The 25,136-nt window shown below is 72.1% G+C and carries 21 protein-coding genes and 1 pseudogene; 12 read left to right on the forward strand and 10 right to left on the reverse strand.

The genetic code is table 11. The annotated features are described in order from the left end of the window. Positions 1–458 precede the first annotated feature (458 nt). Positions 459–1,055, forward strand: coding sequence for a hypothetical protein (locus tag ACQEVC_RS04075; protein ID WP_432873489.1), 597 nt, complete (start codon positions 459–461; stop codon positions 1,053–1,055). A 473-nt stretch (positions 1,056–1,528) separates the two neighbouring features. Further along, a pseudogene (locus tag ACQEVC_RS04080) lies at positions 1,529–1,693 on the forward strand (DUF397 domain-containing protein); the annotation flags it as partial. Here ACQEVC_RS04080 and ACQEVC_RS04085 read toward each other — a convergent pair. Further along, complete coding sequence (locus ACQEVC_RS04085) at positions 1,649–2,593, reverse strand: hypothetical protein (RefSeq protein ID WP_432873491.1); 945 nt, start codon at positions 2,591–2,593, stop codon at positions 1,649–1,651. The pseudogene ACQEVC_RS04080 and the gene ACQEVC_RS04085 overlap by 45 nt on opposite strands. 372 nt (positions 2,594–2,965) lie before the next feature. Further along, complete coding sequence (locus ACQEVC_RS04090) at positions 2,966–4,891, reverse strand: serine hydrolase (RefSeq protein WP_432873493.1); 1,926 nt, start codon at positions 4,889–4,891, stop codon at positions 2,966–2,968. A gap of 199 nt (positions 4,892–5,090) precedes the next feature. Between ACQEVC_RS04090 and ACQEVC_RS04095 the strand changes: the two genes are divergently transcribed. The 5 genes from ACQEVC_RS04095 (at position 5,091) to ACQEVC_RS04115 (ending at position 10,584) form a co-directional block, all read left to right on the forward strand. Further along, entirely contained in the window at positions 5,091–6,908 is a 1,818-nt protein-coding gene (locus ACQEVC_RS04095; RefSeq protein ID WP_432873496.1) for a glycoside hydrolase family 3 protein, read from the forward strand. Between the two features lie 95 nt (positions 6,909–7,003). Next, the gene (locus tag ACQEVC_RS04100) at positions 7,004–7,900 is read left to right on the forward strand and encodes an ATP-binding cassette domain-containing protein (protein ID WP_432873499.1); all 897 of its coding nucleotides are present in this window, start codon (positions 7,004–7,006) and stop codon (positions 7,898–7,900) included. Further along, positions 7,897–8,679, forward strand: coding sequence for an ABC transporter permease (locus tag ACQEVC_RS04105; RefSeq protein WP_432873502.1), 783 nt, complete (start codon positions 7,897–7,899; stop codon positions 8,677–8,679). The genes ACQEVC_RS04100 and ACQEVC_RS04105 overlap by 4 nt, the downstream gene beginning before the upstream one ends. 6 nt (positions 8,680–8,685) lie before the next feature. Then, a complete protein-coding gene (locus tag ACQEVC_RS04110; RefSeq protein ID WP_432873506.1) occupies positions 8,686–9,867 on the forward strand; it encodes a sensor histidine kinase in 1,182 nt (393 codons plus the stop codon). Positions 9,868–9,906: 39 nt separating this feature from the next. Continuing rightward, complete coding sequence (locus tag ACQEVC_RS04115; RefSeq protein WP_432873508.1) at positions 9,907–10,584, forward strand: response regulator; 678 nt, start codon at positions 9,907–9,909, stop codon at positions 10,582–10,584. A gap of 27 nt (positions 10,585–10,611) precedes the next feature. Here the strand turns inward: ACQEVC_RS04115 and ACQEVC_RS04120 are convergent, their stop codons facing one another. Both ACQEVC_RS04120 and ACQEVC_RS04125 read right to left on the reverse strand, forming a co-directional pair. Then, positions 10,612–11,265: a hypothetical protein gene (locus ACQEVC_RS04120; RefSeq protein ID WP_432873510.1), complete on the reverse strand. Its 654-nt coding sequence runs from the start codon at positions 11,263–11,265 to the stop codon at positions 10,612–10,614. Positions 11,266–11,377: 112 nt separating this feature from the next. Beyond that, entirely contained in the window at positions 11,378–12,151 is a 774-nt protein-coding gene (locus tag ACQEVC_RS04125) for a hypothetical protein (protein ID WP_432873512.1), read from the reverse strand. Between the two features lie 71 nt (positions 12,152–12,222). Here ACQEVC_RS04125 and ACQEVC_RS04130 point away from each other — a divergent pair, with 71 nt between their 5' ends. Beyond that, positions 12,223–13,404, forward strand: a complete 1,182-nt coding sequence (locus ACQEVC_RS04130) for a DNA recombination protein RmuC (RefSeq protein ID WP_432873514.1) — start codon at positions 12,223–12,225, stop codon at positions 13,402–13,404. A gap of 192 nt (positions 13,405–13,596) precedes the next feature. Continuing rightward, positions 13,597–16,863: a S8 family serine peptidase gene (locus tag ACQEVC_RS04135; RefSeq protein WP_432873517.1), complete on the forward strand. Its 3,267-nt coding sequence runs from the start codon at positions 13,597–13,599 to the stop codon at positions 16,861–16,863. 82 nt (positions 16,864–16,945) lie between these two features. Here ACQEVC_RS04135 and ACQEVC_RS04140 read toward each other — a convergent pair whose 3' ends face one another. From ACQEVC_RS04140 to ACQEVC_RS04155, 4 genes are all read right to left on the reverse strand, one after another. Continuing rightward, positions 16,946–17,143, reverse strand: coding sequence for a DUF397 domain-containing protein (locus ACQEVC_RS04140; protein ID WP_432873520.1), 198 nt, complete (start codon positions 17,141–17,143; stop codon positions 16,946–16,948). Then, a complete protein-coding gene (locus ACQEVC_RS04145; protein ID WP_432873523.1) occupies positions 17,134–18,012 on the reverse strand; it encodes a helix-turn-helix domain-containing protein in 879 nt (292 codons plus the stop codon). The genes ACQEVC_RS04140 and ACQEVC_RS04145 overlap by 10 nt, the downstream gene beginning before the upstream one ends. 756 nt (positions 18,013–18,768) lie before the next feature. Further along, on the reverse strand, positions 18,769–19,212 hold the full coding sequence (locus tag ACQEVC_RS04150) for a hypothetical protein (protein ID WP_432873525.1): 444 nt from the start codon (positions 19,210–19,212) through the stop codon (positions 18,769–18,771). 480 nt (positions 19,213–19,692) lie between these two features. Then, positions 19,693–20,724 carry a 4-hydroxy-3-methylbut-2-enyl diphosphate reductase gene (locus tag ACQEVC_RS04155; protein ID WP_432873526.1) on the reverse strand — a complete coding sequence of 344 codons (1,032 nt, stop codon included), beginning with the start codon at positions 20,722–20,724 and terminating at the stop codon, positions 19,693–19,695. A gap of 106 nt (positions 20,725–20,830) precedes the next feature. Between ACQEVC_RS04155 and xseA the strand changes: the two genes are divergently transcribed. Together xseA and ACQEVC_RS04165 are read left to right on the forward strand one after the other, a co-directional pair. After that, a complete protein-coding gene (xseA, locus tag ACQEVC_RS04160) occupies positions 20,831–22,051 on the forward strand; it encodes an exodeoxyribonuclease VII large subunit (RefSeq protein ID WP_432873527.1) in 1,221 nt (406 codons plus the stop codon). Between the two features lie 60 nt (positions 22,052–22,111). Then, complete coding sequence (locus tag ACQEVC_RS04165; protein WP_432873528.1) at positions 22,112–22,348, forward strand: exodeoxyribonuclease VII small subunit; 237 nt, start codon at positions 22,112–22,114, stop codon at positions 22,346–22,348. A 58-nt stretch (positions 22,349–22,406) separates the two neighbouring features. On the opposite strand, the gene ACQEVC_RS04170 is transcribed toward ACQEVC_RS04165, so the two are convergent. Next, positions 22,407–23,213, reverse strand: a complete 807-nt coding sequence (locus ACQEVC_RS04170; RefSeq protein WP_432873530.1) for a hypothetical protein — start codon at positions 23,211–23,213, stop codon at positions 22,407–22,409. Positions 23,214–23,294: 81 nt separating this feature from the next. Beyond that, positions 23,295–23,927: a DUF4245 domain-containing protein gene (locus ACQEVC_RS04175; RefSeq protein WP_432873532.1), complete on the reverse strand. Its 633-nt coding sequence runs from the start codon at positions 23,925–23,927 to the stop codon at positions 23,295–23,297. 177 nt (positions 23,928–24,104) lie between these two features. Between ACQEVC_RS04175 and glpX the strand changes: the two genes are divergently transcribed. Then, positions 24,105–25,136 (forward strand): class II fructose-bisphosphatase, encoded by a 1,032-nt coding sequence (gene glpX, locus ACQEVC_RS04180; protein ID WP_432873534.1) that lies wholly within the window; start codon positions 24,105–24,107, stop codon positions 25,134–25,136.

A 25,136-nucleotide genomic window follows, 5' to 3' on the forward strand; every position in this document is an offset into this window, starting at 1 on the left:
CAGTCGTGTCGGACACAGATTGATCTTGCTGCACCGAGCCGCACCCGGGGCCGACGGAAACAGTGAGAAATGTCCGCCGGGCCGTACGGCGGGTCGATGTAACGAAATCCGACCTAATTTCGCTGCGAATGCGTTCCTCGGCTTCAAAATCGGAGACGCGAGTCGAAACTGCCGACGTCCGCAGCGGGGTCGCCACCTTTCGAGAATCCGTCACCGTCGGCCACTGCATCCCACCCTCAGCAGGTCAGAGGCTAGGCTCGCCACTCGGACCGGCACACCCTCAGCCGACACCGTTGTCTAGCCATTGGAACCAGGACCGCCGACTCCTCACGCATCACAGGTAACCAGTTTTACTTCCACCCCGGACGCCGGCATGGGCCGGGCCGACCGTCGCCAGAATCCTGGCACGGCCTTTCCAGACGTCCGCTCAACCGCAATGAATTTGTAAGGAGAAACCGTTGGCCCCCGCGAAGAATGCCCGCCGTTCCGTCTCGCTGACCATCGCCGCGCTGGCCGTGCTCTCCGCCGGCGGCTGCGGTGGCGACGGTGAGCCCGCCACGTTCGGCGGTCCGGTCGACGCGGTCTCCTCGCCCGGCGCGAAGCCAACCGCCAGCGCTCCGGCCCGGCTCAAAGAGATCACCTCGGCCTGCGAACTGCTTCCTGCCGATGCGGTGGTGAAGACCCTGGGCGGCTCCGACCAGACCAAACTCAGGGCCACCGAAGGGCCGCCCGTCGAGGACGAGACCACCCGCTACACCTGCGCCTACCAGGACGGCAGCCGCGAGGCGCTGTCGCTGGTCGCGACCGCGTTCCCCGACCGCGCCGACACCGTGACCGAGACGATCGACGCCATCGGCGAGGGCAGCCAGGCCAAGACGACCCGGGTCGACGGCGTCGGGGCGGACGCGGTGGCGTACACGGTCGACGGCGCCCGGGTGTTGGCCTTCGCCGTGCCGTACCAGCAGGAGCTGCGACTGGTGGTGCTCTCCGGCCCGTCGGTCATTCCGCAGAGCAAGTTCGCCGCACTCGGCAAGCAGGTTGCCGCCCGGCTCTGAACCGGCGCGACATCAGTCCGAGCCGGCGAGGCGCCAACGGTTGGCGGGAGCAGGAGGAACAGGTCTCTTCTTATCGCTGTCCGATCGGCCTCGCTTCGATACCGGCGCGACTCGGAGTCGTGCGGCAGGCACTCTCCGTGATAGATGTGGGCGCACGCCGGTTACGGGTGTGCACCACCCTTTGCCGCCCACGTCGGGAGAGCGCCCCTTCGTCACCGCCTGGAAGCTCCCTCCACGGCCACGTTCCACCAGGCCGTCGACTTGGAACAACGACAGTTGCGTCGAAGCGGGTCCGCTGGCGGACGGGTCGGGGCAGATCGCCGTACGGCACAGTGAACCTTCTTCAACCTCCCCTTGCGGTCCGCCGGACCGCAGCGTCGGACGCGGTGCGTGCGCGCCGCGCGGTTCAGGTTGAAATCGGACGCGGTGCGTGCGCGCCGCGCGGTCTAGGTTGAAAAGGGTTCAGTCATCATCCGGACGGGCCGATGATCGTCTACACCCGAGACGAGTGGAACGCCTTCCTGGCCGGCGCCAAGGACGGCGAGTTCGACTTCCGACAGCCGCTCTTCGCCACAGCTCCCCAGGTCGCGGGGTCAGCGATCGGGTCGCCAGCCGGCCGCTTCGAGCCCCGCCCGTAGCTGGTCGGCCACTTCCGCCGGCCGGCTCCGGACCAGCGAGGCCGGAAACCGCAGGATCCGGTCGCCAGCGATCCAGATGTCGTTCTGCCTGCGCAGGTCGGCTTCCCAGTACCGGACGTCCATGTGGTGTGCGCCATCGATCTCGACGTGCAACCGCCAGCGCCGCCAGTACGCGTCCAGATAGCGCACCCGCCCGCTGGCGTCGACCCGCCGCTTTTGGAGGTCGGGCGGCGGAAGCCGGAAGCGGCGGCACAGTGCCACGAAGTCCAGTTCGGACAGCGCCTCGGCACCGCCGGAGATGTCGTCGAGGGTACGAGTGATCAACGATCGCCGGTGCAGCTTCGGCAGTTCCGCCATCATCTCCCGGAGTTCCCGTGCCGTCGTACGCCGCTGCTGGCAGCCGGTGGCGAGAACCGTCCGTGCCTCGTCATCGGTACGCGCCCAGCCCGCCGCGTCGAGCAGCGCCCGCGCGATGGTGGTACGCCTCGGCCGGCCGAGTTGCAGGTGCGACTCGGGCAGAATCGTCGTGCGGCGCACCAGGACACCCGGCATGTCCAGCGGTAGCCGACGCAGCGCCGTGGAGGCATGCCGGGCGGCCGGAACCAGCACGTAGAGCGGCTCCTGCCGCAGTCCCCGTACGCCCGCTTCGGCAGCGGCGGTGGCACCGGCCAACACCGCCCCCTTTCCCGCGACGAGTACGGCCACCCAAAGCTGCTGGTCACGGGTGAGGCGCCCGTTGCCGGCGAGCAGCACACCTCGGCACAGCGAGCGCCACCGGCCCGATTCGATCAGCCCACGGACGGCGCCCCGGCCGAGCAGCCGTACCGCCTGGCCGGTTGCCAGGACTCCGGCCTGCTCGAACGCCAGCCAGTCGAGTTCGCCAGCGCCCTCCGCCGGCACCCCCGACACCCCGGGCAACCGCACCCGATCCGGTCGTCTGCGATCGACGGCCGCCTTCGGCTGCCTCCGAGCGATGGACACCCGCCCAAGTCTCCGCCCCCCATCACACCCCCGCAACGCCCACCCACCCACCTGTGGACAACCACCTCCGCGCGTCAAGATTCTTGGCGAATTGTGGTCCGCCACGCGCCCTAACTCGCCAAGAATCTTGGGCGGCGGCCGCGAAGGCGGCACGGCCGCGAAGGCGGCGGGAAGCGGCGGCCGCGAAGGCGGCGGGAGGCGCATCCTGCTGGACACCTCGGCGATACTCGCCTGCACGCAGGCGTCGACCGCTCGCTGCCGATCCACCAGCAGCGGCGGGCCGGCCCCGGACTAACGACTCGACGGGGTCCAGCCGGTCGGGACGAAGCGGGTCGCGTCGCTGCCCTCGCCGGAGAAGAGCAGGCCGTTGGTGCCGACCACGAGCAGGCCGTCGACGTACACGCCGCGGCCCCGGGAAGTGCCGTCGGTGGTGTAGCTCCAGCGCAGGTCGGTGGTGCCGGTCGGCAGTTCCGCGAACGCCTGCCACCAGCGCCGGCCGCCGTAGCCGGTGACCGAGCCCTCGGCGGTCCACCGCCCGGTCGGACCGACCAGGGTCACGTCGACCGGGGCCCAGGTCTCGCCGCCGTCGGCCGAGGTCTGGAAGTGCAGCAGGTCGTAGCGCGGCTCGGTGTCGTACCAGAGTTGGAAGCTGGCCACCGCCGCACGGCCGGCGGCGCGGCGCAGCGGCGCGCTGAGGGTGACGCTGCCGCCGTCGAGGTCGTCCGCGCGCCAGGCGGTGCCGCCCATCGGTGGCCGGACCGGAGTCGCGTACGCCAGGTCACGGGCCAACGCCCGCCGGGCCACGTTGTTGCTGCCCCAGTTCCGGTCCGGGTGTACCCGGTTGGTCAGCAGGATCAGGAAGGTGTGCGACAGCGGGTCGACCACGATCGAGGTGCCGGTGAACCCGGTGTGCCCGAACGCGACCGGCGAGGCGAGCCCGGACATGTACCAGTGCTTGTGCAGCTCGACCCCGAGCCCTCGGTCGCTCTCCGGATAGCGGCTCTCCAGGCTGGCGTTGTAGTTGACCAGCATGTCCCGCACGGTCGACTCGCGGAGGATCCGGGCGCCCCGGTATTCGCCGCCGTTCAGCAGCATCTGGCAGAAGATGGCCAGGTCGGCGGCGGTGGAGAAGAGCCCGGCGTGCCCGGCCACCCCGCCGAGTGCCCAGGCGTTCTCGTCGTGCACCTCACCCCAGACCATGCCGCGGTCCGCGTACGGCTGGTATTCGGTGGCGGCGATCCGGTGCCGGAGCGCCGGTGCCGGGTTGTAGCCGGTGTCGACCATCCGCAGCGGCCCGGTCACCTCGGTGGCGACGAGTTGCTCCAGCGGGCGGCCGGTCACCCGCTCCACGAGTACGCCGAGCGCGATCAGCCCGAGGTCGGAGTAGACGTACTGGTTGCCGGGGCTGGCACCGGCGGCGAACGGGGTGGCCAGGGCGGCCGCCTCCCGCTCCTGCGGGGTCGGGTAGCTGCTCCACAGTGGCGCGAACGCGGGGAGCCCGCCGGTGTGGGTGAGCAGCATCCGTACGGTCACCGCCTCCTTGCCACCGGCGGCGAACTCCGGCAGGTAGCGCACCACCGGTGCGTCCAGCTCGACGGTGCCGCGCTCGACCTGGCGCAGCGCCACCACGGTGGTGAAGAGCTTGGAGATCGAGGCGAGGTCGAAGATGGTGTCCTTGCGCATCGGGATCTGCTGGTCGGCCGGCAACTCCACACCGACCCGCCCGGGTGCCGGCCCGACCTCGCGGTACTTCACCGCCGTGCCGACCGCCTCGTGTCGGACCACCACCCCGTCCTTGGCGGCCAGCAGCACGGCTCCGGCGTACGTCGGGAAGGTGGGGTGGTCCGGGGTGGGCGTCAGGTACGCCTCGGCGTCGGTGCGCAGCCGGTCGACGTACTCGGGCAGCAGGCCGACCTCCTGCGGCCGGCCGGCCCGCAGCGTGCGCCGGGCGAACCGGACGTCGCCGGGCTCGACGGTCGGCGGCCCGCTCTGCCAACCTCCGCTGCGGTCCCCGGGCACTGCCTGGCCCACCGTGCGACCGCTCACCGCCTGGCCGACCGTAGGACCGCTCACCGCCTGGCCCACCGTGGGACCGCTCACCGCCTGGCCGACTTTCGGTCCGGCGGTCGCCGGGTGCGGTACGGCCAGGGCCGTGACCAGGACCGCCGTGCCGACTCCGGCGCCGAGAAGTCCGGTGCCGATCCTCCGACGACGCATCGCCACCACCTCCGTGCCGGTCGTCGACCGATCTCGTCAGCCACGACTCCCGTCAGCCACGACTCCCGTCGACAACGACTCTCGTCGACAACGACCAGAATGAAGGTTTCCTTCGCCATTGGCAATAACACAGAAGCTTCTTGCCCCTCACCGTGGGGGCGACTAATTTACAGAGTCGGATGAATCACCTGGAGGTGCCATGCGGACCCGGCTACTGGCAGCAAGCGTCGCGATCGCCCTGCTCGCCGCCGGCGGCACCAGCCCGCCCGCCCAGGCCGCACCGTCCACCCGGGGCACACCGTCCCCGGTGGACCGGCTGATCGCCCGGATGAGCCTGCCGGAGAAGGTCGGCCAGCTCTTCGCCACCTACGTCTACGGCGGCTCCGCCACCGCGCCGAGCGCGGCCGACGCCACCGCCAACCGCCAGGCGTACGGAGTGGAGACCGGTGCCGAGGTGGTCGCGAAATACCACCTCGGCGGGGTCATCTACTTCACCTGGTCGCACAACCTGGACTCACCCCGGCAGATCGCCACGCTCTCCAACGGGCTCCAGTCGAGCGCCGCCGCCAACGGCCCCCGGATCCCGCTGTTCATCTCCACCGACCAGGAGCACGGCATCGTGCAGCGGCTGCCGGCACCGGCCACCCTCTTCCCCGGCAACATGGCGCTCGGCGCCGGGCGCAGCCTGGTCGACGCGTACACCGCCGCCCGGATCACCGGGCGGGAGCTGGCGGCCGTCGGCATCGGGCAGGCGTGGGCGCCGTCGGCCGACGTCAACGTCAACCCGGCCAACCCGGTGATCGGGGTACGCTCCTTCGGCTCCGACCCGCTGCTGGTGGCCGGGATGACCGCCGCCCAGGTGGTCGGCTTCCAGGCCGGCGCCGGGGTCAGCGTGGCCGCCAAGCACTTCCCCGGACACGGCGACACCCGGGACGACAGCCACACCGCGCTGCCGGTGATCCACCACACCCGCGACGAGTGGCAACAGCTTGACGCCCCGCCGTTCCGGGCCGCCATCGCGGCCGGAGTGGACGCGATCATGACGGCGCACATCGTCGTACCGTCGCTCGACGACTCCGGCGACCCGGCCACGCTCTCCGCGCCGATCCTCACCGGACTGCTCCGGGATCAGCTCGGCTTCCGGGGGGTGGTGGTGACCGACTCGCTCGCCATGGCCGGGGTACGCCAGAAGTACGGCGACGAGCGCGTCCCGGTGCTCGCCCTCAAGGCCGGCGCCGACCTGCTGCTGATGCCGCCGAACCTGGACCTGGCGGTCAACTCCGTACTCGCCGCCGTCGCCTCCGGTGAACTCACCGAGGCCCGGATCGACCAGTCGGTACGCCGGCTCCTCACCCTCAAGCAGCGCCGGGGCGTACTCGACGGGGTGCCGCCGGTCGACCCGGCCGCCGCCGAGCGGGTGGTCGGGCAGCCCGCCCACCAGGCCGAGCTGCGGAAGATCACCGACCGTACCGTGACCGCGGTGCGCAACGACGCCAAGCTGCTGCCACTGCCGAGGGCCGACCGGTCGGTGCTGGTCACCGGCTGGAACTCCAGCGCCTTCGACAACGTCGGCACCCTCGCCGCCGGGCTGGCCGCCCGGGGCAACCGGACCAGCGCGCTGCCGACCGGGCTGCCGAACGACGCGAAGATCGCCGAGGCGGTGGCCGCCGCCCAGGCCAACGATCTGACGATCGTGCTGACCCAGAAGGCCTTCGACACCACGGTCACCGACCCGAACGCCCGGCAGCAGAAGCTGGTGCACGCGCTGGCCGCCACCGGCAAGCCAGTGGTGGTGGTCGCGGTGCGGGACGCGTACGACGTCGGGCACTTCGACGACGTGCCGACCCAGCTCGTCACGTTCGGCTACACGAAGGCGTCGATGGAGGCGCTGACCCGGGTACTCGCCGGAGAGGTCGCGCCGCGCGGCAAGCTCCCGGTCAGCGTGCCGGACCCGGCCGACCCGGCGACGGTCCGCTACCCGTACGGCCACGGCCTCACCTGGCGGCTCCGCCGCTAGCAGCACCACGTACGACTTCCGGCGTACGGCCGGGGCGCCGACGACCAGCCTCGCGGCGGTCGGCGGGCGGCCCGGCCGCGCCTAGCGTCGGAGCCATGATTGAGGTGCAGGCGCTGACCAAGCGCTACGGCGGGACCCTCGCCGTCGACGAACTGTCGTTCGCGGTCACACCCGGCCAGGTCACCGGGTTTCTCGGGCCGAACGGAGCCGGCAAGTCCACCACCATGCGGATGATCGTGGGGCTGGACCGGCCGACCGGCGGGACGGTGACGGTGGCCGGCCGCCCCTACCGCGACCACCCCGCGCCGCTGTGCCAGGTCGGTACGCTGCTCGACGCCAAGGCGGTGCACCGGGGACGGAGTGCCCGCAACCACCTGCTGGCGCTGGCCCAGACCCACGGGATCGGCCGGCGGCGGGTCGACGAGGTGCTGGAGACGGTCGGGCTGACCGCCGTGGCGGACCGGCGGGCCGGCGGCTTCTCGCTCGGGATGGGCCAGCGGCTCGGGATCGCCGCCGCGCTGCTCGGCGACCCGGCGGTGGTGATCCTGGACGAGCCGGTCAACGGGCTCGACCCGGACGGGGTGCTCTGGGTACGCAACCTGCTCAAGGGGCTGGCCGCCGAGGGACGTACCGTGCTGGTCTCCAGCCACCTGATGAGCGAGATGGCGGTCACCGCCGAACACCTGGTGATCATCGGTCGGGGCCGGCTGCTCGCCGACACCACGGTCGCGGGCCTGATCGCCCGGGTCGCCGTCGGCAGCGTACTGGTGCGCTCGCCGCACGCCACCGAGCTGGCTGAACTGCTCACCGCGCACGGTGCGGCGCTGACCGGGGTCGAGCCGGGCCTGTTCCAGGCCGCCGGGCTGGCCGCCGAGCGGATCGGTGACCTGGCCCTGGCCGGCGGGCTGGCCGTGCACGAGCTGACCCCGCGCCGGGCGTCGCTGGAGGAGGCGTACATGGAGTTGACCCGAGAGGCGGTGGAGTACCGGTGAGGATCACGTTCACCGGGGTGGTCCGGTCGGAGTGGACGAAGCTCCGCTCGCTCCGCTCCACCTGGCTGACCCTGGGTACGGTGCTGCTGCTCGCGGTGGGGCTGGCCGGCGCGATCGGCTACGGCGTACGGCGCTCGGTGCAGTCCGGCGACCCGGCCCCGTCCGTGGCCGACGCGGTCGCGATGGCGTTCCTGCCGATGGACTTCCTGATGCTGGTGATCGGCGTTTTCGGGGTGTTGCAGATCTCCGGCGAGTACGGCAGCGGCGCGATCCGGGCCACCCTGACCGCCGTACCCCGGCGCTGGCCGGTGCTCGCCGCCAAGGCGGTCGCCCTGACCGGGGTCACCACACCGGTTCTCGCGGTCACCTGCCTCACGGCGTTCCTGGCCTGCCAGGCGTGGCTCGGGCCGGACGGCGCGTCGCTGGGTGATCCCGGGGTTCCCCGGGCGATCGCCGGAGCGGCCGGATCGGCGGTGTTGATGGGGCTGCTCGGGCTCGGCCTCGGTGCGATGCTGCGGCACACCGCCGGGGCGATCACCGCGCTGGTGGTACTGCTGATGGTCGTACCGGCACTGCTCGGGCCGGTGCTGCCCGGCGACCGGGAGGAGGCGGTGCTGAAATACGTACCGGCCCTCGCCGGTCAGGCGATGTACGGCCTGCACGGTGCCGGCGGCCCGTTCGAGATGCTGTCGCCCGCCCCCGCCAGCGCGGTGCTGGTCGGCTGGGCCGGCCTGCTGCTGCTCGGCGGGGTCGCCGTGCTGCGCCGGCGGGACGGATAGCTCGCCGTGCCCGACACGCCCCCGCCGGCACGGACAACTCCGGCACTGTTGGCGGACCTGCTCCGGCGGCATCCCCGGTGGGTCGACGCCGGCCTGGTCGTGCTGCTCGGGCTGGCCAGCGGACCGGTGGCGCTGGCCGGCACCGGAGTGGACGCCTGGCTCTGGTTCGTCGCCGTGCACGCCCCGCTGGTCTGGCGCCGCCAGGCGCCGGTCCTGGTCTGCTGGACGGTGTACGGCCTCGCGATCGTCGCGGCGGTGCTGGTCGGCATCCGGGTCAACGGGATCCACCCGGAACTCGTCGTCGCGGTGGCGATCTACACCGTCGCCCGGTACCGCCCGCAGCGCCACGTCTGGCCGATCGTCGCGGCGACCGAGATCCCGGCAGTCGTACTCCTGCTGCCGGGCGGGCCGAACTGGACCTCGCTCGGCTTCATCACCTGCGGCCTCGCCGCGACCGTGCTGCTCGGGGTGACGGTGCGGATCCGCCGGGCCTACCTGGCCGAACTGGAGGAGCGGGCCCGCCGGCTGGAGCGGGAACGGGACCAGCGGGCCCGGCTCGCCGTCGCCGCCGAACGGGCCCGGATCGCCCGGGACCTGCACGACATCGTGGCGCACAACCTCGCCGTGATGGTGGCGCTGGCCGACGGCGCCAGCTACGCCGCCGGTACGGCACCACAGCGGGCCGCCGAGACCATGGCCCAGGTGTCGGCGACCGGTCGGCAGGCGCTCGGCGAGATGCGCCGGCTGCTGGGGCTGCTCCGCGACGACGCGGTCGGCCGGGCGCCACAGCCGGGCCTCGGCGACCTGGATTCGCTGGTCGCGCAGGTCCGCACCGCCGGGCTCCGGGTCGGGCTGACCGTGCACGACGCGCCGCCGGTCTGCGGTCCGGGCGCCGGGCTCGCCGTCTACCGGATCGTCCAGGAGGCGCTCACCAACACCCTCAAGCACGCCGGCCCGGCCGCCGAGGTGCGGATCCGGCTGTACTCCCGGCCGGACGGCCTGCACCTGGAGATCCTCGACGACGGCGCCGGACGTACCGCCGAGGCGTCGACCGGTGGGCACGGGCTGGCTGGAATGATCGAGCGGGCCGCCGCGTACGGCGGGGAGGTCGAGGCCGGACCCCGGTCCGACGGCCCCGGCTGGCGGGTACGGGCCCGGCTGCGCCTCGACGACGAGGAGACGACGTGACCGGGCAGCCGAGGTGACCGGGCGGGGCGGGGAGGCGGCGTGACCATCCGGGTGCTGCTCGTCGACGACCAGCCGCTGCTCCGGCTGGGCTTCCGGATGGTGCTGGAAAGCCAGCCCGACCTGACGGTGGTCGGCGAGGCCGGCGACGGTGCGCAGGGCGTCTCGATGACCCGTACGCTCCGCCCGGACGTGGTGCTGATGGACGTCCGGATGCCGGTGCTGGACGGCATCGAGGCAACCCGGCAGATCGTCGAGTCCGGCGCCCCGGCCCGGGTCCTCGTGCTCACCACGTTCAACCTCGACGAGTACGTCTTCGCCGCGCTGCGGGCCGGGGCGAGCGGGTTCCTGCTCAAGGACGTACCCCCGCCGGACCTGCTCACCGGGATCCGGGCGGTGGCGGCCGGCGACGCGGTGGTGGCGCCCAGCGTGACCCGGCGGCTGATCGACGCCTTCGCCTCGCACCTGCCGGACCCGTCCACCGGGCGGTCCCCGGTCGACGAGCGGCTGCACCGGCTGACCGACCGGGAACGGGAGGTGCTGGTGGAGGTGGCCAAGGGCCGGTCCAACGCCGAGATCGCCGGGCTGCTCACCGTCTCCGAGGCGACCGTGAAGACCCATGTCGGGCGGATCCTCGGCAAGCTCGGCCTGCGGGACCGGGTCCAGGTGGTGGTCTTCGCCTACGAGGCGGGCATCGTACGCCCGGGTGACGAGCGCTGACCGGGCCGCTGGAGGACGGCGCCCGGCTCAGAACTGGAACGGCCAGTCGCGCAGGAAGCGCAGGCCGAGCAGGAAGGCGATCACCGCCGGGCCGACGGCCAGGGTGACGGCCTGGGCCCGGTACTGGATCCGGTGCCGGAACAGTTCCAGCCCGTTGGCCAGGATGATCACGCCGCCGACCATCATGAAGACGCCCCACCAGCCGGTCGAGCCGAAGTCCAGCGCGTCGTTGACCAGCAGCAGGAACGTGATCCCGAGCGCGGCGGTGTTCAGCGCCAGCATCGCGACCGTGCGGTGGAACGCCCGGGGCAGCGGATCCGGCGACCGCCAGTGATAGGTGCCGGCGACGGCCAGCGCCGGCAGAGTGATCATGAACGGCCAGCCGCGCCCCATCACCCCCAGCATCAGCATCGCGCCGACCGCGAAGACCAGGCCGCCGACGCAGGCCAGCAGGTATCCGACGAACGCGCGTCCGCCGCCGCGGGCCAGCAGGGGTCCGCCGGACGCCGCGATCAGGGCTCCGGGTACCAGCACGAAGCCGGCCCACCAGTGGAACCGGTCGATCGACTGTGCGGTCACGGTCACCGCCACGACCCCGAGTCCCGCCACGGCCAGGCTGGTCAGCCAGCGTCCGGCAATCACCGGCCGGCGCCTCCCCACGGTCTCCACGTCAACGCTCACAGTTGACGACTCTGCCGGCTGGCCCTCGCAAGGACCATCCCGTCAGCCCTACCATCCGCCGGACGGTTAGCCCGAAGACCGGACAGACCCCCGGGACAATCCGGTCGTACCGCTAAAAGTCTCCACCGCCGCCGAAGTCTCCGCCGCCGAAATCCCCACCACCGAACCCGCCTCCGCCGAAGTCGCCGGAACCGGGATCCCCCGCTCCGCCCGCGTCGCCGTAGTCCGCGCCGTCGGCGAAGCCCTCCTGGTAGCCGGCGTCGGAACCGTAGCCCGGGTCGGCGAAGGCGGGCGAGAAGAGGGCGTCGGCGATCAGCACGCCGCCGAGCACCCCGGCACCGGCCGCCAGGCCGGTCTTCCACCACGGCGTCGAATACCAGCCGGCCGGCACCGGCCGGCCCTGCATCCGCCCACCGGGGTAGTAGTAGGGCGTCCCCGCCCCCGGGGCCGGCCCGGCCCGGAACGTCTCGCCCTGGACCTGCACCTCCCTGGGCAGGGTGACCGCACCGACGCCCCGGGCGGCGGCCAGCGGCGGCAGTTCCGGCCCCGGATCGATGCCGAGCGCCACCCGGGCCGCCCGGACGTACGCCAGCCCCTCCAGGGCGGTCTCCCGGGCCAGCTCGTACTGCCGGGCGCTGCGCGCCTGTTCGAGCTGAGCACCGGCGGCGTTGTAGCGCTCCCCGGCGTCGGCCAGCGCCTGCCGGACCGCCGGTTCGGTGCCGTGCAGGTTCATCAACTGCCCGCCCAGCCGCTCGTACCAGCGACCGGCCTCGGCCCGCGCGTCGGCGAGTTCCCGGGCCTGCCGGGCGGCGCGCTCGCGACGCCACCAGAGCACCCCGCCGCCGAGCAGCACCACCAGCAGCAGGAACCAGATCACCTCGCCCATCACTCCACGGTACCCACCAGCACCGGCGAGTACTCGCGCCGCTGCGCCGGACGCCTGGCATGCTCTGTGAGGTGGACCTCTCGACCGTCGCCGTGGTGATCGTCTGCCTCGTCGCGGGCGGGGCGATCGGCTGGCTGGCCGCCACCGCACGGTCGACCGCCGAGATCGCCCGGCTGGACGCGACCCTGCGGGCCACCCGGGAGGGCGAGGGCCGGCTGGAGCAGTCGATGCGGGCGCTCTCCTACGAGGCGACCGCCCAGTCCCAGGAGGCGGTGGCCCGGGCGGTGGCGCCGCTGCACGAGACCCTGCGCCGCTACGAGCAGCGGGTCGCCGAGCTGGAGCACGACCGGGTCGACGCGTACGCCGAGCTGCGTGAGCAGGTCCGCGCGATGACGGCGGTCTCCGGCGAGCTGCGTACCGAGACCAAGCAGCTCGTCGCCGCGCTGCGCGCCCCGCAGGTACGCGGCCGCTGGGGTGAGCACCAGCTCCGCCGGGTGGTGGAGGCGGCCGGCATGCTGGAGCACTGCGACTTCGCCGAGCAGGTGACCGCGGCGACCGAGCATCAGACGGTCCGCCCCGACCTGGTGGTCCGGCTGCACGGCGGCCGCTCGGTGGTGGTGGACGCGAAGGCACCGTTCGACGCGTACCTGACCGCCATGGAGGCCCGGGACGAGCAGGGCCGGGACCGGCACCTGGACGCGCACGCCCGGCACCTGCGGGCACACGTCGACGCGCTGGCCGCCAAGTCCTACTGGGCCGCCTTCGACCAGTCCCCGGAGTTCGTGGTGCTGTTCGTGCCGGCGGACCCGTTCCTCGACGTGGCGCTGCAACGCGACCCGACGCTGCTGGAGCACGCGTTCGCCCGCAACGTGGTGCTGGCCACCCCGGCGACCCTGGTGGCGCTGCTGCGTACCGTCGCCTACTCGTGGCGGCAGGAGGCGCTGGCCCGCAACGCGGTCGCGGTGCACGCGCTGGCCCGCGAGCTGTACGGCCGGCTCGGCACCCTCGGCGAGCACGTCTCCAAGCTGGGCGGGGCGCTCGGCGGGGCGGTGACCGCGTACAACCGGGCGGTGGGTTCGCTGGAGGCCCGGGTACTGGTCAGCGCGCGCAAGCTCGCCGAGCTGGGCGTGGCCGGCGACGACCTGCCGGTGCCGCCGCAGGTGGAGACCGCGCCACGCCAACCGCAGGCGCCCGAGCTGGTCGATCCGCCCACCGCGCGGCAGCTCGAGATTCCCCGGTCGACCCAGCTCTGACCGTCCGAATCGGAACCGGCGTTCAGCCGGTCATCGACGCCGATCCGCCCAGCTACCGCGCCGATCGGTCCACTCAGATCACGGGGTGGTCACAACGCGGAGCGCGATAGTGACAGGCATGTGCACGGCGACCGAGGATTCCGGTCACGTGTGCCCTGCGCTGTAGGGCCTGTTCTCCCGAAGGACATGAACGTGAGTAGATCCCGCGCCTGGCGCCGACGGACCTCCGCCGGGGTACTCGCCTCGGCCATGGTCCTGAGCGGCCTGACCCTGGCCACCGGTGCCACCCCGGCGAGCGCCGATCCGACCGCCGCTCCCGAAACCCTGAAGTCCGATCCCACCGACACCCTGGGCCCGCGCGACCTGGAACTGCTCGCCGAGGCGAAGTCCCGCAAGGAACCCCGGGTGACGCTGCTCATCGCGGCCGACAAGGGCCGGTCGGCCACCGTCGTCGCCGGGCTGCGCAAGCTCGGCGGCATCATCGCCAAGCGGGCCGACCAGGTCGGTTACGTCCGCGCCAGCGTGCCCACCTCGGCCGTGCCGGCCGCCGCGGCGCTGCCCGGCATCGCGGCGGTCGACCTCGACGACAAGGTCAAGCTGCCGGACCCCGAGCCGGCCCCGGCTCGGGCACAGGCCCGGGCCAAGGCGGCGGTGGCCGGTCCCGGCGCCGACACGCCGGCCCGGAACCCGTACATGCCGACCCACGAGATCGGGGCGGTGGACTTCAAGACCGCGCATCCGAGCTGGGACGGCCGGGGCGTCACGATCGGCATCATGGACACCGGGGTCGACCTGGACCACCCGTCGTTGCAGACCACCTCGACCGGCGAGCGCAAGATCGTCGACTGGTTCACCGCCACCGACCCCATCTTCGACGGGGACGCCACCTGGCGGATCATGCGCGACCAGGTGACCGGCCCGAGCTTCAGCTACGCGGGTGCCACCTGGACGGCGCCGGCCGGGACGTACCGGATCAACCGGTTCGCCGAGTCCATCACCGCCGGGAGCGCCCCGGCCGGTGACATCAACCGGGACGGCGACACCGCGGACCTGTTCGGCATCCTCTACGACCCGACGAGCCACGACATCCGGGTCGACGCCAACGGCAACCGGGACTTCACCGACGACCCGGTGATGCGCCCGTACGCCGAGCGCTACGACGTGGGCCACTTCGGCACCGACAAGCCGGACACCCCGGTACGCGACCAGACCCCGTTCGTGGTCGAGTTCCGCGAGGACGTGGACACCACCCCGGCCGGCCTGCCGGGCGCGTACGACTTCGTCAACATCGGGGTGGTCGAGGACGCGCACGGCTCGCACGTCGCCGGCATCACCGCCGCGAACGACATGTTCGGCAACGCCAACCTGGACGGTGGCGCGCCCGGCGCCAAGCTGGTCTCCGCCCGCGCCTGCACCTGGGGCGGCGGCTGCACCTTCGCCGCGCTCACCGACGGCATGGTCGAGCTGGTGGTCAACCGTGACGTGGACGTGGTCAACATCTCGATCGGCGGCCTCGGGTCGCTGAACGACGGCAGCGACCTGCGCGCCGAACTCTACAACCGGATCGTCAACGAACTCGGTGTGCAGCTCGTCTTCTCGGCCGGGAACTCCGGCCCCGGCATCAACACCATCGGCGACCCGTCCACGGTCACCGACATCGTCAGCGTCGCGGCCGGGATCAGCCAGGAGACCTACCTGGCCAACTACGGCTCGGAGACCCGCACGCCGTACCAGCTCCTCTACTTCTCCTCGCGCGGCCCGCGTGAGGACGGCGGGTTCAAGCCGAACATCACCGCACCGGGGTCGGCGATCTCCACCACCCCGCTCTGGCTGCCGGGCAACCCGGTGGCCGAGGCGGGCTACCCGCTGCCGCCGGGCTACCAGATGATCAACGGTACGTCCATGTCCGCCCCGCAGGTGACCGGCGGCATCGCGCTGCTGCTCTCGGCCGCCAAGGCGAACCGCAAGCTGGTCACCACCGCCGCGTTGCGCCGGGCGATCTACTCGTCGGCGTCCTGGATCGACGGGATTCCGGCGCACGGCCAGGGCAACGGGCAGCTCAACGTACCGGCCGCCTGGCAACTGCTGGCCGGTGCCGCGCTGGAGACCCGGGGCTACACGGTCGACGCCCCGGTCTGCACGCCGCTGGCGGACCTGCTGGCCACGCCGTACCGGGGCACCGGCATCTACAACCGGTGCGCCGTCGGCGCCGGCGGGCAGAAGCCGAACGTGGCGAAGACGTACAAGGTGAAGGTGACCCGGAACAGCGGGCCGAAGGGGACCGTCCGGCACGACCTGCGGCTGGTCGGCAACACCGGCAACGTGTTCGGCAACCTGCCGGAGCACCTGGACCTGCCGCTGGGCAAGACGGTGACGTTCAGCGTCGTGGCGAAGGCGGGCGTCGGGGCGCACAGCGCGATCGTCGAGGTCGACGATCCGGCGACCCCGGCGGTGGACTTCGAGTTCATGAACGTCGTAACGGTCGCCGAGGTGCCGAAGAAGAAGAACTTCTCCTTCTCGGCCGGCGGCAACGTGGACCGCAACCTCTTCAAGACGTACTTCGTCACGGTGCCGGAGGGTGCCGGATCGTTGCAGGTCAACCTGACCGGCATCGCCCCCGGCTCGCAGACCCGGTTCATCGCGATCAACCCGTGGGGCATCCCGGTGGACAGCACCGTGAGCACCGCCTGCTTCACCAACTTCTCCGACGTGGCCGCCTGCAAGCCGGACGAGCGGTCGTACGACAACCCGATCCCGGGCGTCTGGGAGATCGAGGTCGAGTCCCGGCGTACGTCGCCGCTGCTCGGCAACCCGTACCAGATCCAGGCCCGGGTGCAGGGCGTCGAGGTCACCCCGGACGAGACCGAGCTGCTCAGCGTGCAGGCCGGGGAGCCCACCCCGGTCGACTGGGAGCTGACCAACCAGTTCGGTCCGCTCGTCGTCACCGGCTCGGGCGGGCCGCTCGGCAGCACCGTGGAGGCGCGGCCGAGCATCGGGCACCACGAGGTGCTGACCTACGAGGTGGTGGTCCCGGCCGGGGCCAGCCGGCTCGACGTGGCGATCGGCAACACCAGCGACGCCGGTGCCGACCTCGACCTCTACGTCTACAAGGACGGCGTACGGGTGGCGTTCGACGCCGACGGTGACTCGGAGGAGTCCGTCTCGCTGGCCAACCCGGCGGCCGGGACCTACGAGATCGAGGTCGACGGGTACTCGGTGCCGGCCGGTACCACCCAGCTCGACTACCGGGACGTGTTCTTCTCCCCCGCCCTCGGCAACCTGTCCGTGCCGGCGAGTTACGAATCGCTGGCGTACCAGGACACGACCACCATCACCGGTTCGGTGACCGCGCTGACGGTTCCGGCCGCCGGCCGGCAGCTCTCCGGCCAGATGCAGGTCGTCACCGTGGACGGTGCCGTGGTCGGCAACGCCCTGGTGAAGGTCGACGCGGTGAACTGATCCGCACGCTCCACCGTCAACGGGGTCCGTCCCAGCCCGGGACGGACCCCGTTCGACGTCTTGGGATTACTACGGCCTGGGGTTACCGCGGTCGCCGGGCCACCTCGTCAACGAACGCGCGCCACGCGATCGGCCCGAACGCCAACGCCGGCCCCTGCCGGTCCTTGCTGTCTCGGACCAGCACCCGACTGGGAAGGTTGTCGGCCACCTCTACGCAGTTGCCGCCCTGCCCATTGCTGCGCGAGGACTTCCGCCAGCGCGGCCCGTCGGTCAACTCCATGATTCCGCTGCTTCCATGATCAGTTCGAGGGATGGTCGTGCAGGCAGAGCGTACTCGCGGATCGCCTCCCAGATCTCGTCCAGCGCGGCCACCTGGTCCGGGTCCTCGACCACCCGACCGCCCAGCGGATCGTCCAGGAACGCGACGGTGCGACCGTCCACGGTGGCGAGCGCCAACGGACCGTTGAGCCCGGGGTAGGCACCCGCCGACGCCGGCACCACGGCGACGCTGACGTTCGGCAGGGCACACGCCTGCACGATCGCGTGCAACTGCTCGGCCATCACCTTCGGGCCGCCCACGGGCCGGCGCAACACCGCCTCGTCGACCACCGCGAAGAGCCGGCACGGGTGGTCGTCCCGGCGCAGCACCGCAGCCCGGGCGATCCGGCTCGCCACCGTGCCGTCCAGGTCCGGTACGCGGGTGCCAGCGTCCCGGAGGATGGCCCGCGCGTAATCCTCGGTCTGGAGCAGCCCAGGGACCACCGTCAGCTCGAAGCTTCGGACCATGGTGGCATGTTGCTCGTACTCCAGCCACGGCCTGATCCAGACGGTCACGCCGGAGAACGCCCGCGCCTCGGCCGCCGACTCCTGGAACAGCTCCGCGGAGTCGAACACCGCGTCGAGATCTCGGGCGGTGTCGTGCTTGGGGATCAGTCGATTGGTCTCGAACTTGGCGATGAGCGAGGTCGACACATTAAGCCGTTCGGCAAGTTGATCCTGAGTCATTCCTGATTTGGACCGCGCGAACTTGAGCATTCTTCCGAGTCCGCCATTGTGATTCGACATTCCCCGCCCTTCCCGGCGCACCATCGGGTCCGTCATCTTTGCTGCCAAGCGCTTATCTTCCGCCGATTGCCGGGCGAAGTCCAAGGTGGAATTCAGGCAACATCGCCCGGTCCCCCGTGCAAGCCCTCCGATGCCGGGCGGTGGCGCCAACGGGGGCGGTGCCAGGTCGAAGCCAGGTGCCGCCCCGTCCACATTTCGGCCGACGGGAGGCAGCAATGAGATTCAGATTCGGTCGCAGGGCGAAGCCGTATCACCGCCGGGACTGGCGCCGGCTCTGGCGGTACTGCCGGTGCGGGTTGCGCTGGCGCTGCCCGGACTCGGTGGAACTCGCCCCGAGGCCCTACCAGCCACCCCCTCCGCCGCCGCTGTCCCGTGCGGAGTACCAGGCGGCGGTCCAGGCAAAGGCATTCGCCCCGCCGAATGCGGAGACACGTTCGTCGGCCCCGGGTCGGATGCGTAACCGCCGGACCGCGTGGGACACCAGGGCCGGGTCGCACCCCCACCTGTCCAACGGTCGGGCGGGCAGCCTGACCCATGCCGGGGAGCACCGCGAGCGGCACGGCGAGCGGGTCGGTCGGAGGTCGGCGTGATCGGGCCGCAGGAACGGTGGCGCCGGCACGTAGCAGCGCATCCGTCGTACCGCTGTCGTGGCTGTGGTGCGCCCTGGCCGTGTCAGCCGGCCCGGCTGGCGCTCGTGACCGCCTTCCGGAATGACCGGGTCGGCCTGATGGTGTACCTCGGTGCCCAGCTCGCCCGTGCCCTGCGGGAGCTGCCCGACGTCCACCCCGCGTTGCTTGCCGGCCAGACCTCTACTGGGTACGCCGTCGCCGCTGACGGCGGTCAGCTCCGGGTCGCGCTCTGCACCTGGAACGGGATGCCCTGCTGGCAAGTGGTCATCAGGTCGGCACGTACCTCGCCGACGACCGTCACCCGCGCTCCGGCCGTGATCACGTCACGAGGGCCACCAACCAGCAGGTAACCGTCCAGCAGCACACAGTTCGGCTCGACACCCGCCTGGACAGTCCCACTGAGCGTGGTCGTACCGCTCGGCGCCGCCCCGCCGCGCGGTGGCGTGGTCGGAGGCGCCGGATTCGCGGTCGGGTCACTGGGGGGCGTCGGAGCGCCCCCCGGCGGGCCGGACGGACCGGAAGAGGGACCTGGCGACGGGTGCAGGGTCACCGGCGTTCCTCCCGATTCGCTCGGCGGTGTCGAGCCGGAGTCCGCGCAGCCGGCGAGGGCCAACCCGGCGGCGAGCACGGCGCCGACCATCCAGCGCGTCGTCATAACAGATCCGACGCGTACGCCGGACCGCCCGTTCCACGCCATGCTGCACCACCCAGCCCGTTCGATGCTGCCGGAATCGTTTCGCAGCGTCACTCCGGTAACCGACCTGGACATCAGAGGCGTTACCGCCCACCGATAACGCATCTGGTGTCCAGGTCAAGGTGGGAGCGGCGGCCGGAGAGCGGCGGCGGGACGGCGTGGCGGCGCGGTGGAGACGGCATCCGGGACGGCGCTATCACGACCCCGAGCCATGCCGGGCCGCGCGTTCCGCGCCGCGCTGACCAGAGGCTCCACGCCACGCCGGGGCCGCGCGTTCCGCGCCGCGCTGACCAGAGGCTCCACGCCACGCCGGGGCCGCGCGTTCCGTGCCACGCCGCCCGGACGCTCCACGCCACGCCGGGGCCGCGCGTTCCGCGCCGCGCTGACCAGAGGCGCCACGCCACGCCGGGCCGCCCGTTCCGTGCCACGCCGCCCGGCCGGTCAGCCGTTGGCAGCGCTCGCCGCAACCGGGCTCGCCTGCTCGGCCGCCGCCTTGGCCGCCGCGGCCTTCATGTCGCGCCTGAGGTCCTGCGGCAGCGAGAAGGTCAGCCGCTCGTCGGCCGTGGTCACCTCGGTCACGTCGGTGAAGCCGCGCGCGGCGAGGTGGTCGAGCACCTCCATCACCAGGTCGTCGGGGACACTCGCTCCGGAGGTCAGGCCGACGGTGCTGGCCCCGGCCAGCCACTCGTCGGAGATCTCCGAGGCGTAGTCGACCAGGTAGCCGGCCCGGGCGCCCGCGTCCACCGCCACCTCGACCAGCCGCACCGAGTTGGACGAGTTGCGCGAGCCGACCACGATCACCACGTCACAGTCGGCGGCGATCTCCTTGACCACGTGCTGGCGGTTCTGGGTGGCGTAGCAGATGTCGTCGCTGGGCGGCGACTGGAGCAGCGGCAGCCGGCGCTTGAGCCGGGCGACGGTCTCCATCGTCTCGTCCACCGACAGGGTCGTCTGGGAGAGCCAGACCACCTTCGACGGGTCCCGTACGGTGACCTTGTCGGCGTCGTCCGGACCGTCCACGAGCTGGATGTGCGCGGGTGCCTCACCTGAGGTGCCGATCACCTCTTCGTGCCCCTCGTGACCGATGAGCAGAATGTCGTAATCGTCCGCCGCGAACCGCCGGGCCTCGTGGTGCACCTTGGTGACCAGCGGGCAGGTGGCGTCGATCGCCTTCAGCGAGCGGGCCTTCGCCTGCTCGTAGACCTCCGGCGCCACGCCGTGCGCCGAGAAGATCACGATCGAGCCCTCCGGCACCTCCTCGTTCTCCTCCACGAAGATGGCGCCCTGCCGCTCCAGGGTGGAGACGACGTGCTTGTTGTGCACGATCTGCTTGCGCACGTAGATCGGCGCCCCGTAGAGCTTGAGGGCCTCCTGCACGGTCTGCACGGCACGGTCGACGCCGGCACAGTAGCCGCGGGGCTTGGCCAACAGGACACGCTTGCCGGTCTGGGGTGTCGCCTGAGCCTCGGTCACCCGCCCAGTCTACGTTCCGCCCGTGGTACCGCCCGCTGGCCGCCGTCCCGCCCAGGTCCACGAGGTGCTACCCGAGGCCGCCGGCCCCCCGCCGTAGGCTGACCGGATGACCGAGGCCGGCATCCCGCGCAGTACCCCCGACGACCCCTGGCCGGTCCGGGTGGTCAGCCAGAAGCTGAGCGCCTGGATCGGCAAGCTCGGCTGGGTCTGGGTGGACGGCCAGGTGGCGCAGCTCAGCCGCCGCCCCGGCGCGGCGACGGTCTTCCTCACCCTGCGCGACCCGTCGGCCGACCTCAGCCTCACCGTCACCACCAACCGGGACGTACTGGACGCCGGTGCACCGGAGCTGGCCGAGGGCGCCCGGGTACTGCTGCACGCCAAGCCCGAGTTCTACGCCGCCCGGGGCACGCTCAGCCTGCGGGCCGACGAGATCCGGCAGGTCGGGCTCGGCGAGCTGCTGGCCCGGCTGGAGAAGCTGAAGAAGCTGCTCGCCGCCGAGGGACTCTTCGACCGGGCCCGCAAGCGCCGGCCGCCCTTCCTGCCGAGACGGATCGGCCTGATCACCGGCCGCGCCTCGGCAGCCGAACGGGACGTGCTGACGAACGCCCGTCGCCGCTGGCCGGCGGTGCAGTTCCGTACGGTCAACGTGGCGGTGCAGGGCCCGACCGCCGTACCGCAGATCGTCGACGCGCTCAAGGTGCTCGACGCCGACCCGAGCATCGACGTGATCGTGCTGGCCCGGGGCGGTGGCAGCGTCGAGGACCTGCTCCCCTTCTCCGACGAGGCGCTGTGCCGGGCGATCTTCGGCTGCCGTACCCCGGTGGTCAGCGCGATCGGCCACGAGACCGACACGCCGCTGGTCGACTACGTGGCCGACCTGCGCGCCTCGACCCCGACCGACGCCGCCAAGCGGATCGTGCCGGACCTCGGCGAGGAGACCCGGCTGATCCGGATGGCCCGGGACCGGCTCGACCGGGCGATGATCGGGCTGGTCGACCGGGAGGCGCACCGCCTCGACGCCTGGCGGTCCCGCCCGTCGCTCGCCCGGCCGGAGGTACTGCTCGACCAGCGGGCCGCCGACGTGACCGCGCTGCGGGACCGGGCCGTCCGCTGCGTGGAACACCGGCTCGGCACCGCGACCGGGGAACTCCGGCACACCGTGGCGCGGCTCCGCGCCCTCTCCCCGGCCGCCACCCTGCACCGGGGGTACGCCATCGTGCAGCGCGCCGACGGGCACGTCGTACGGGCACCGGGTGAGGTCGCCGCCGGTGACCCGCTGCGGGTACGCCTCGCCGAGGGCGAACTGGGCGCGGTCGTCGAGCCGTAGCGGTCGCACGGGTGTGTGCGCGGATCCGTCCGGCGACGGTGTGCTGAGATGGGAGCCACCATGACTGACACGGAAGAACGCGCGAGCGGGCCGGGCGAGGGACTCAGTTACGAGCAGGCCCGGGCCGAGCTGGCCACGGTGGTCGAACGGCTGGAGGCCGGCGGCACCTCGCTGGAGGAGTCGCTGGCGCTCTGGGAGCGGGGCGAACGGCTGGCCGAGATCTGCCAGGGCTGGCTGGACGGTGCCCGGCAACGGATCGACACCGTCCGGCAGGCTCGGGAGACCAGCCAGAGCTGACCGCCGGCACCGCGAGCACCGGGCGGAGCGGCAGCGCCACCCCACCCGGCACCGGTACTCACTTGTTGAACAGCTCGTACACCTCGGGCGACGCCTCCACGACCTCGGCCGCCGGGGGCGCCTTGGCCGGGCTCGCCGCGCCGTAGTCGGAGTAGCCGACCGTCAGTTGCTGCGCCTTGCCACCGCCGACCGCCGGCAACTGGATGGTCAGCGAGGTGAGCCGGCCCTGCGCGTCGAGCTTGGCCTCGAACGGCAGCTTGGTCGCCTCGGCGCCGAGCAGCTTGACCGCGTCCTCGTCGACCATGCCGGCGCCGGTGGCCTTGGTCAGGTCGATGGTGCCGGTGTACGCGCCCTCGCCGGTCTTCTGCACGTCGACGACGGCCTTGGTCAGCGCCTCGCTGCCGGCCGGGTCGACGGCCTTGAAGTCGAAGCCCAGCCCTCGGGTACCCGTGATCTTGGACTGGTCCAGGTGCTGGTACTTGCCGGAGTTCAGCTTCTCCAGCCCCGGTACGCCCTCGGCACCGGTGACCGTCAACTTCACCCAGCTGTCCGGCTCGATGTAGATGATCTCCATGTCCATCGAGAACTCGTCGCTGCCGGCCTTCATGGACATCTGGGCGCTCTGGCTCGGCACGTGCACGACGCCCTGACCGTCCAGGTCGCTGCCCGTCATGCTGAACCTGAAGTTACCCTTGGTGATCTCCTTGGTCGACGCGAGCAGCGCCTCCTTGGCGTCGTCCGGGATCGCCGGCGATTCGGAGCCGGAGGTGCCCGGCTCGGTACCCGCGCCCGCGCAGGCCGTCAGAGCTGGCGTGAACAGGGCCACCGCGGCGATCGTGGCAACGCCCCAACGTCGGAATGTCACTGTCGATTCCTCCCCAGAAGGTTGCCCGGCAGGCGTGTGCCCACCGTGATGGCAGACACGAAGCGTACCGATACCGGACAGCTACCGCAGAGAAGCGACTAGCTGCCGCAGCTCACCCTCGGACGTCCGGCCGACCACCAGTACCGTCCGGTCGGGCTCCAGCAGCACCAGTGCCGACTCGTCGGAGCGGGCCGTGTAGCGCTGCCAACTACGGCCACCCACCTCGATCGTGCCCTGCGGCCGCCCCTCGCGGGTCAGCTCGGCCCGCAGCAGCCCGTCGGCCGGCAGACTGCTCTGCACGAGCTGCACCCCGCCGCCGTCCGGGCTGAGATAGCCGATCCGGAGGGTCGCGCCGCCGGCTTCCCGCCGGAACTCGGCCAGCACGGTGCGCCAGCCGTCCGCCAGGCCGGCCGGCTCGCCGACCGGGAAGACGTCGGCGGCGCGGGCCTCCTGGAGCGCCGGGGCCGGATCGACCACCACCGGCTGGTCCGCGTTGAGGACAGCCCGGCCGAAGCCGATCACGACGGCGATCGGTATCAGCAGCACCAGCAGCGAGATGACGATGTCCTTGGTCGACCGCTGTGACCTGACCGCGGCCGGCACGACCCGCTCGTCACCCGGCCCGGCGCCCTCCGACCGGTCGGCGAGGGCTGCGTCGGGTTCGCCCGAGAGCTGGTCGTCCGGGTTACGGTCGGCAGGCTGGGTGGGGTTCACCCCTCTATCTTGACAGCCCCGCCGGCCGGGGCTTTCGGCCCACCGGTTACCGGGATCCGGACACCGGCCCCCCGAACCGGCGTTAAGTTGACCAGCGTGTCAGGATTCCTGACAAGGCCGGCGGCGGCGCGCCGCGCTGTGCCGGGCCACCCCGCAGTGCCGCGAGGAGGAGCCGACATGACCAACGCCCGTACCCGGGTGCCACAGAACCTGGACCGCAACCTGGCCCTCGACCTCGTCCGGGTGACCGAGGCGGCGGCGATGGCCGCCGGCCGGTGGGTCGGCCGGGGCGACAAGGAGGGTGGCGACGGCGCGGCCGTCGACGCCATGCGCAAGCTGATCAACTCGATCCCGATGCGCGGCGTCGTGGTGATCGGCGAGGGTGAGAAGGACAACGCCCCGATGCTGTTCAACGGTGAGCAGGTCGGTGACGGCACCGGGCCGGAGGTCGACGTCGCGGTCGACCCGATCGACGGCACCACGCTGATGAGCAAGGGCATGCCGAACGCCCTGGCCGTGCTCGCGGTGGCCGAACGCGGCGCGATGTTCGACCCGAGCGCCGTCTTCTACATGGAGAAGCTCGCGGTCGGCCCGGTCTACGCGGACGCCGTGGACATCAACGCCGGAGTCGCGGAGAACCTGCGCCGGATCGCCAAGGTCAAGGGCACCGAGGTCTCCGACGTCACGGTCTGCGTACTCGACCGGCCCCGGCACAACGACCTGGTGCAGCAGATCCGCCGGGCCGGCGCCGGCATCCAGTTCATCTCCGACGGCGACATCGCCGGGGCCATCGCCGCCGCCCGGGGCGAGTCCGGCGTCGACGTGCTGATGGGAATCGGCGGCACCCCGGAGGGCATCACCGCGGCCTGCGCGCTGAAGTGCATGGGCGGGGCGATGCAGGCCAAGCTCTGGCCCCGGGACGACGAGGAGCGGGAGAAGGCGCTCGCCGCCGGGCACGACCTGGACCGGGTACTGCGCACCGACGACCTGGTGACCGGGGACAACGCCTTCTTCGTGGCCACCGGGATCACCTCCGGCGACCTGTTGCGCGGGGTCCGCTACCGGGCCGGTGGCGCGTACACCCAGTCGATCGTGATGCGTTCCAAGAGCGGCACCATCCGGGTGATCGACTCGTACCACCGGCTGGAGAAGCTGGCGCTCTATTCGGCGGTCGACTTCGACGGCCGGCCCCTGGCCGAGCAGGAGTAG

The sequence above is a fragment of the Plantactinospora sp. CA-294935 genome, assembly GCF_050936445.1.
GTDB lineage: Bacteria > Actinomycetota > Actinomycetes > Mycobacteriales > Micromonosporaceae > Plantactinospora.

Excerpts from the sequence above, each read along its gene's own strand:
- ACQEVC_RS04095 (WP_432873496.1), top strand. The coding sequence starts at position 5,091 with ATGCGGACCCGGCTACTGGCAGCAAGCGTCGCGATCGCCCTGCTCGCC.
- ACQEVC_RS04100 (WP_432873499.1), top strand. The coding sequence starts at position 7,004 with ATGATTGAGGTGCAGGCGCTGACCAAGCGCTACGGCGGGACCCTCGCC.
- ACQEVC_RS04125 (WP_432873512.1), bottom strand. The coding sequence starts at position 12,151 with ATGGGCGAGGTGATCTGGTTCCTGCTGCTGGTGGTGCTGCTCGGCGGC.
- xseA (WP_432873527.1), top strand. The coding sequence starts at position 20,831 with ATGACCGAGGCCGGCATCCCGCGCAGTACCCCCGACGACCCCTGGCCG.
- ACQEVC_RS04140 (WP_432873520.1), bottom strand. The coding sequence starts at position 17,143 with ATGGAGTTGACCGACGGGCCGCGCTGGCGGAAGTCCTCGCGCAGCAAT.
- ACQEVC_RS04165 (WP_432873528.1), top strand. The coding sequence starts at position 22,112 with ATGACTGACACGGAAGAACGCGCGAGCGGGCCGGGCGAGGGACTCAGT.
- ACQEVC_RS04150 (WP_432873525.1), bottom strand. The coding sequence starts at position 19,212 with ATGACGACGCGCTGGATGGTCGGCGCCGTGCTCGCCGCCGGGTTGGCC.
- glpX (WP_432873534.1), top strand. The coding sequence starts at position 24,105 with ATGACCAACGCCCGTACCCGGGTGCCACAGAACCTGGACCGCAACCTG.
- ACQEVC_RS04090 (WP_432873493.1), bottom strand. The coding sequence starts at position 4,891 with ATGCGTCGTCGGAGGATCGGCACCGGACTTCTCGGCGCCGGAGTCGGC.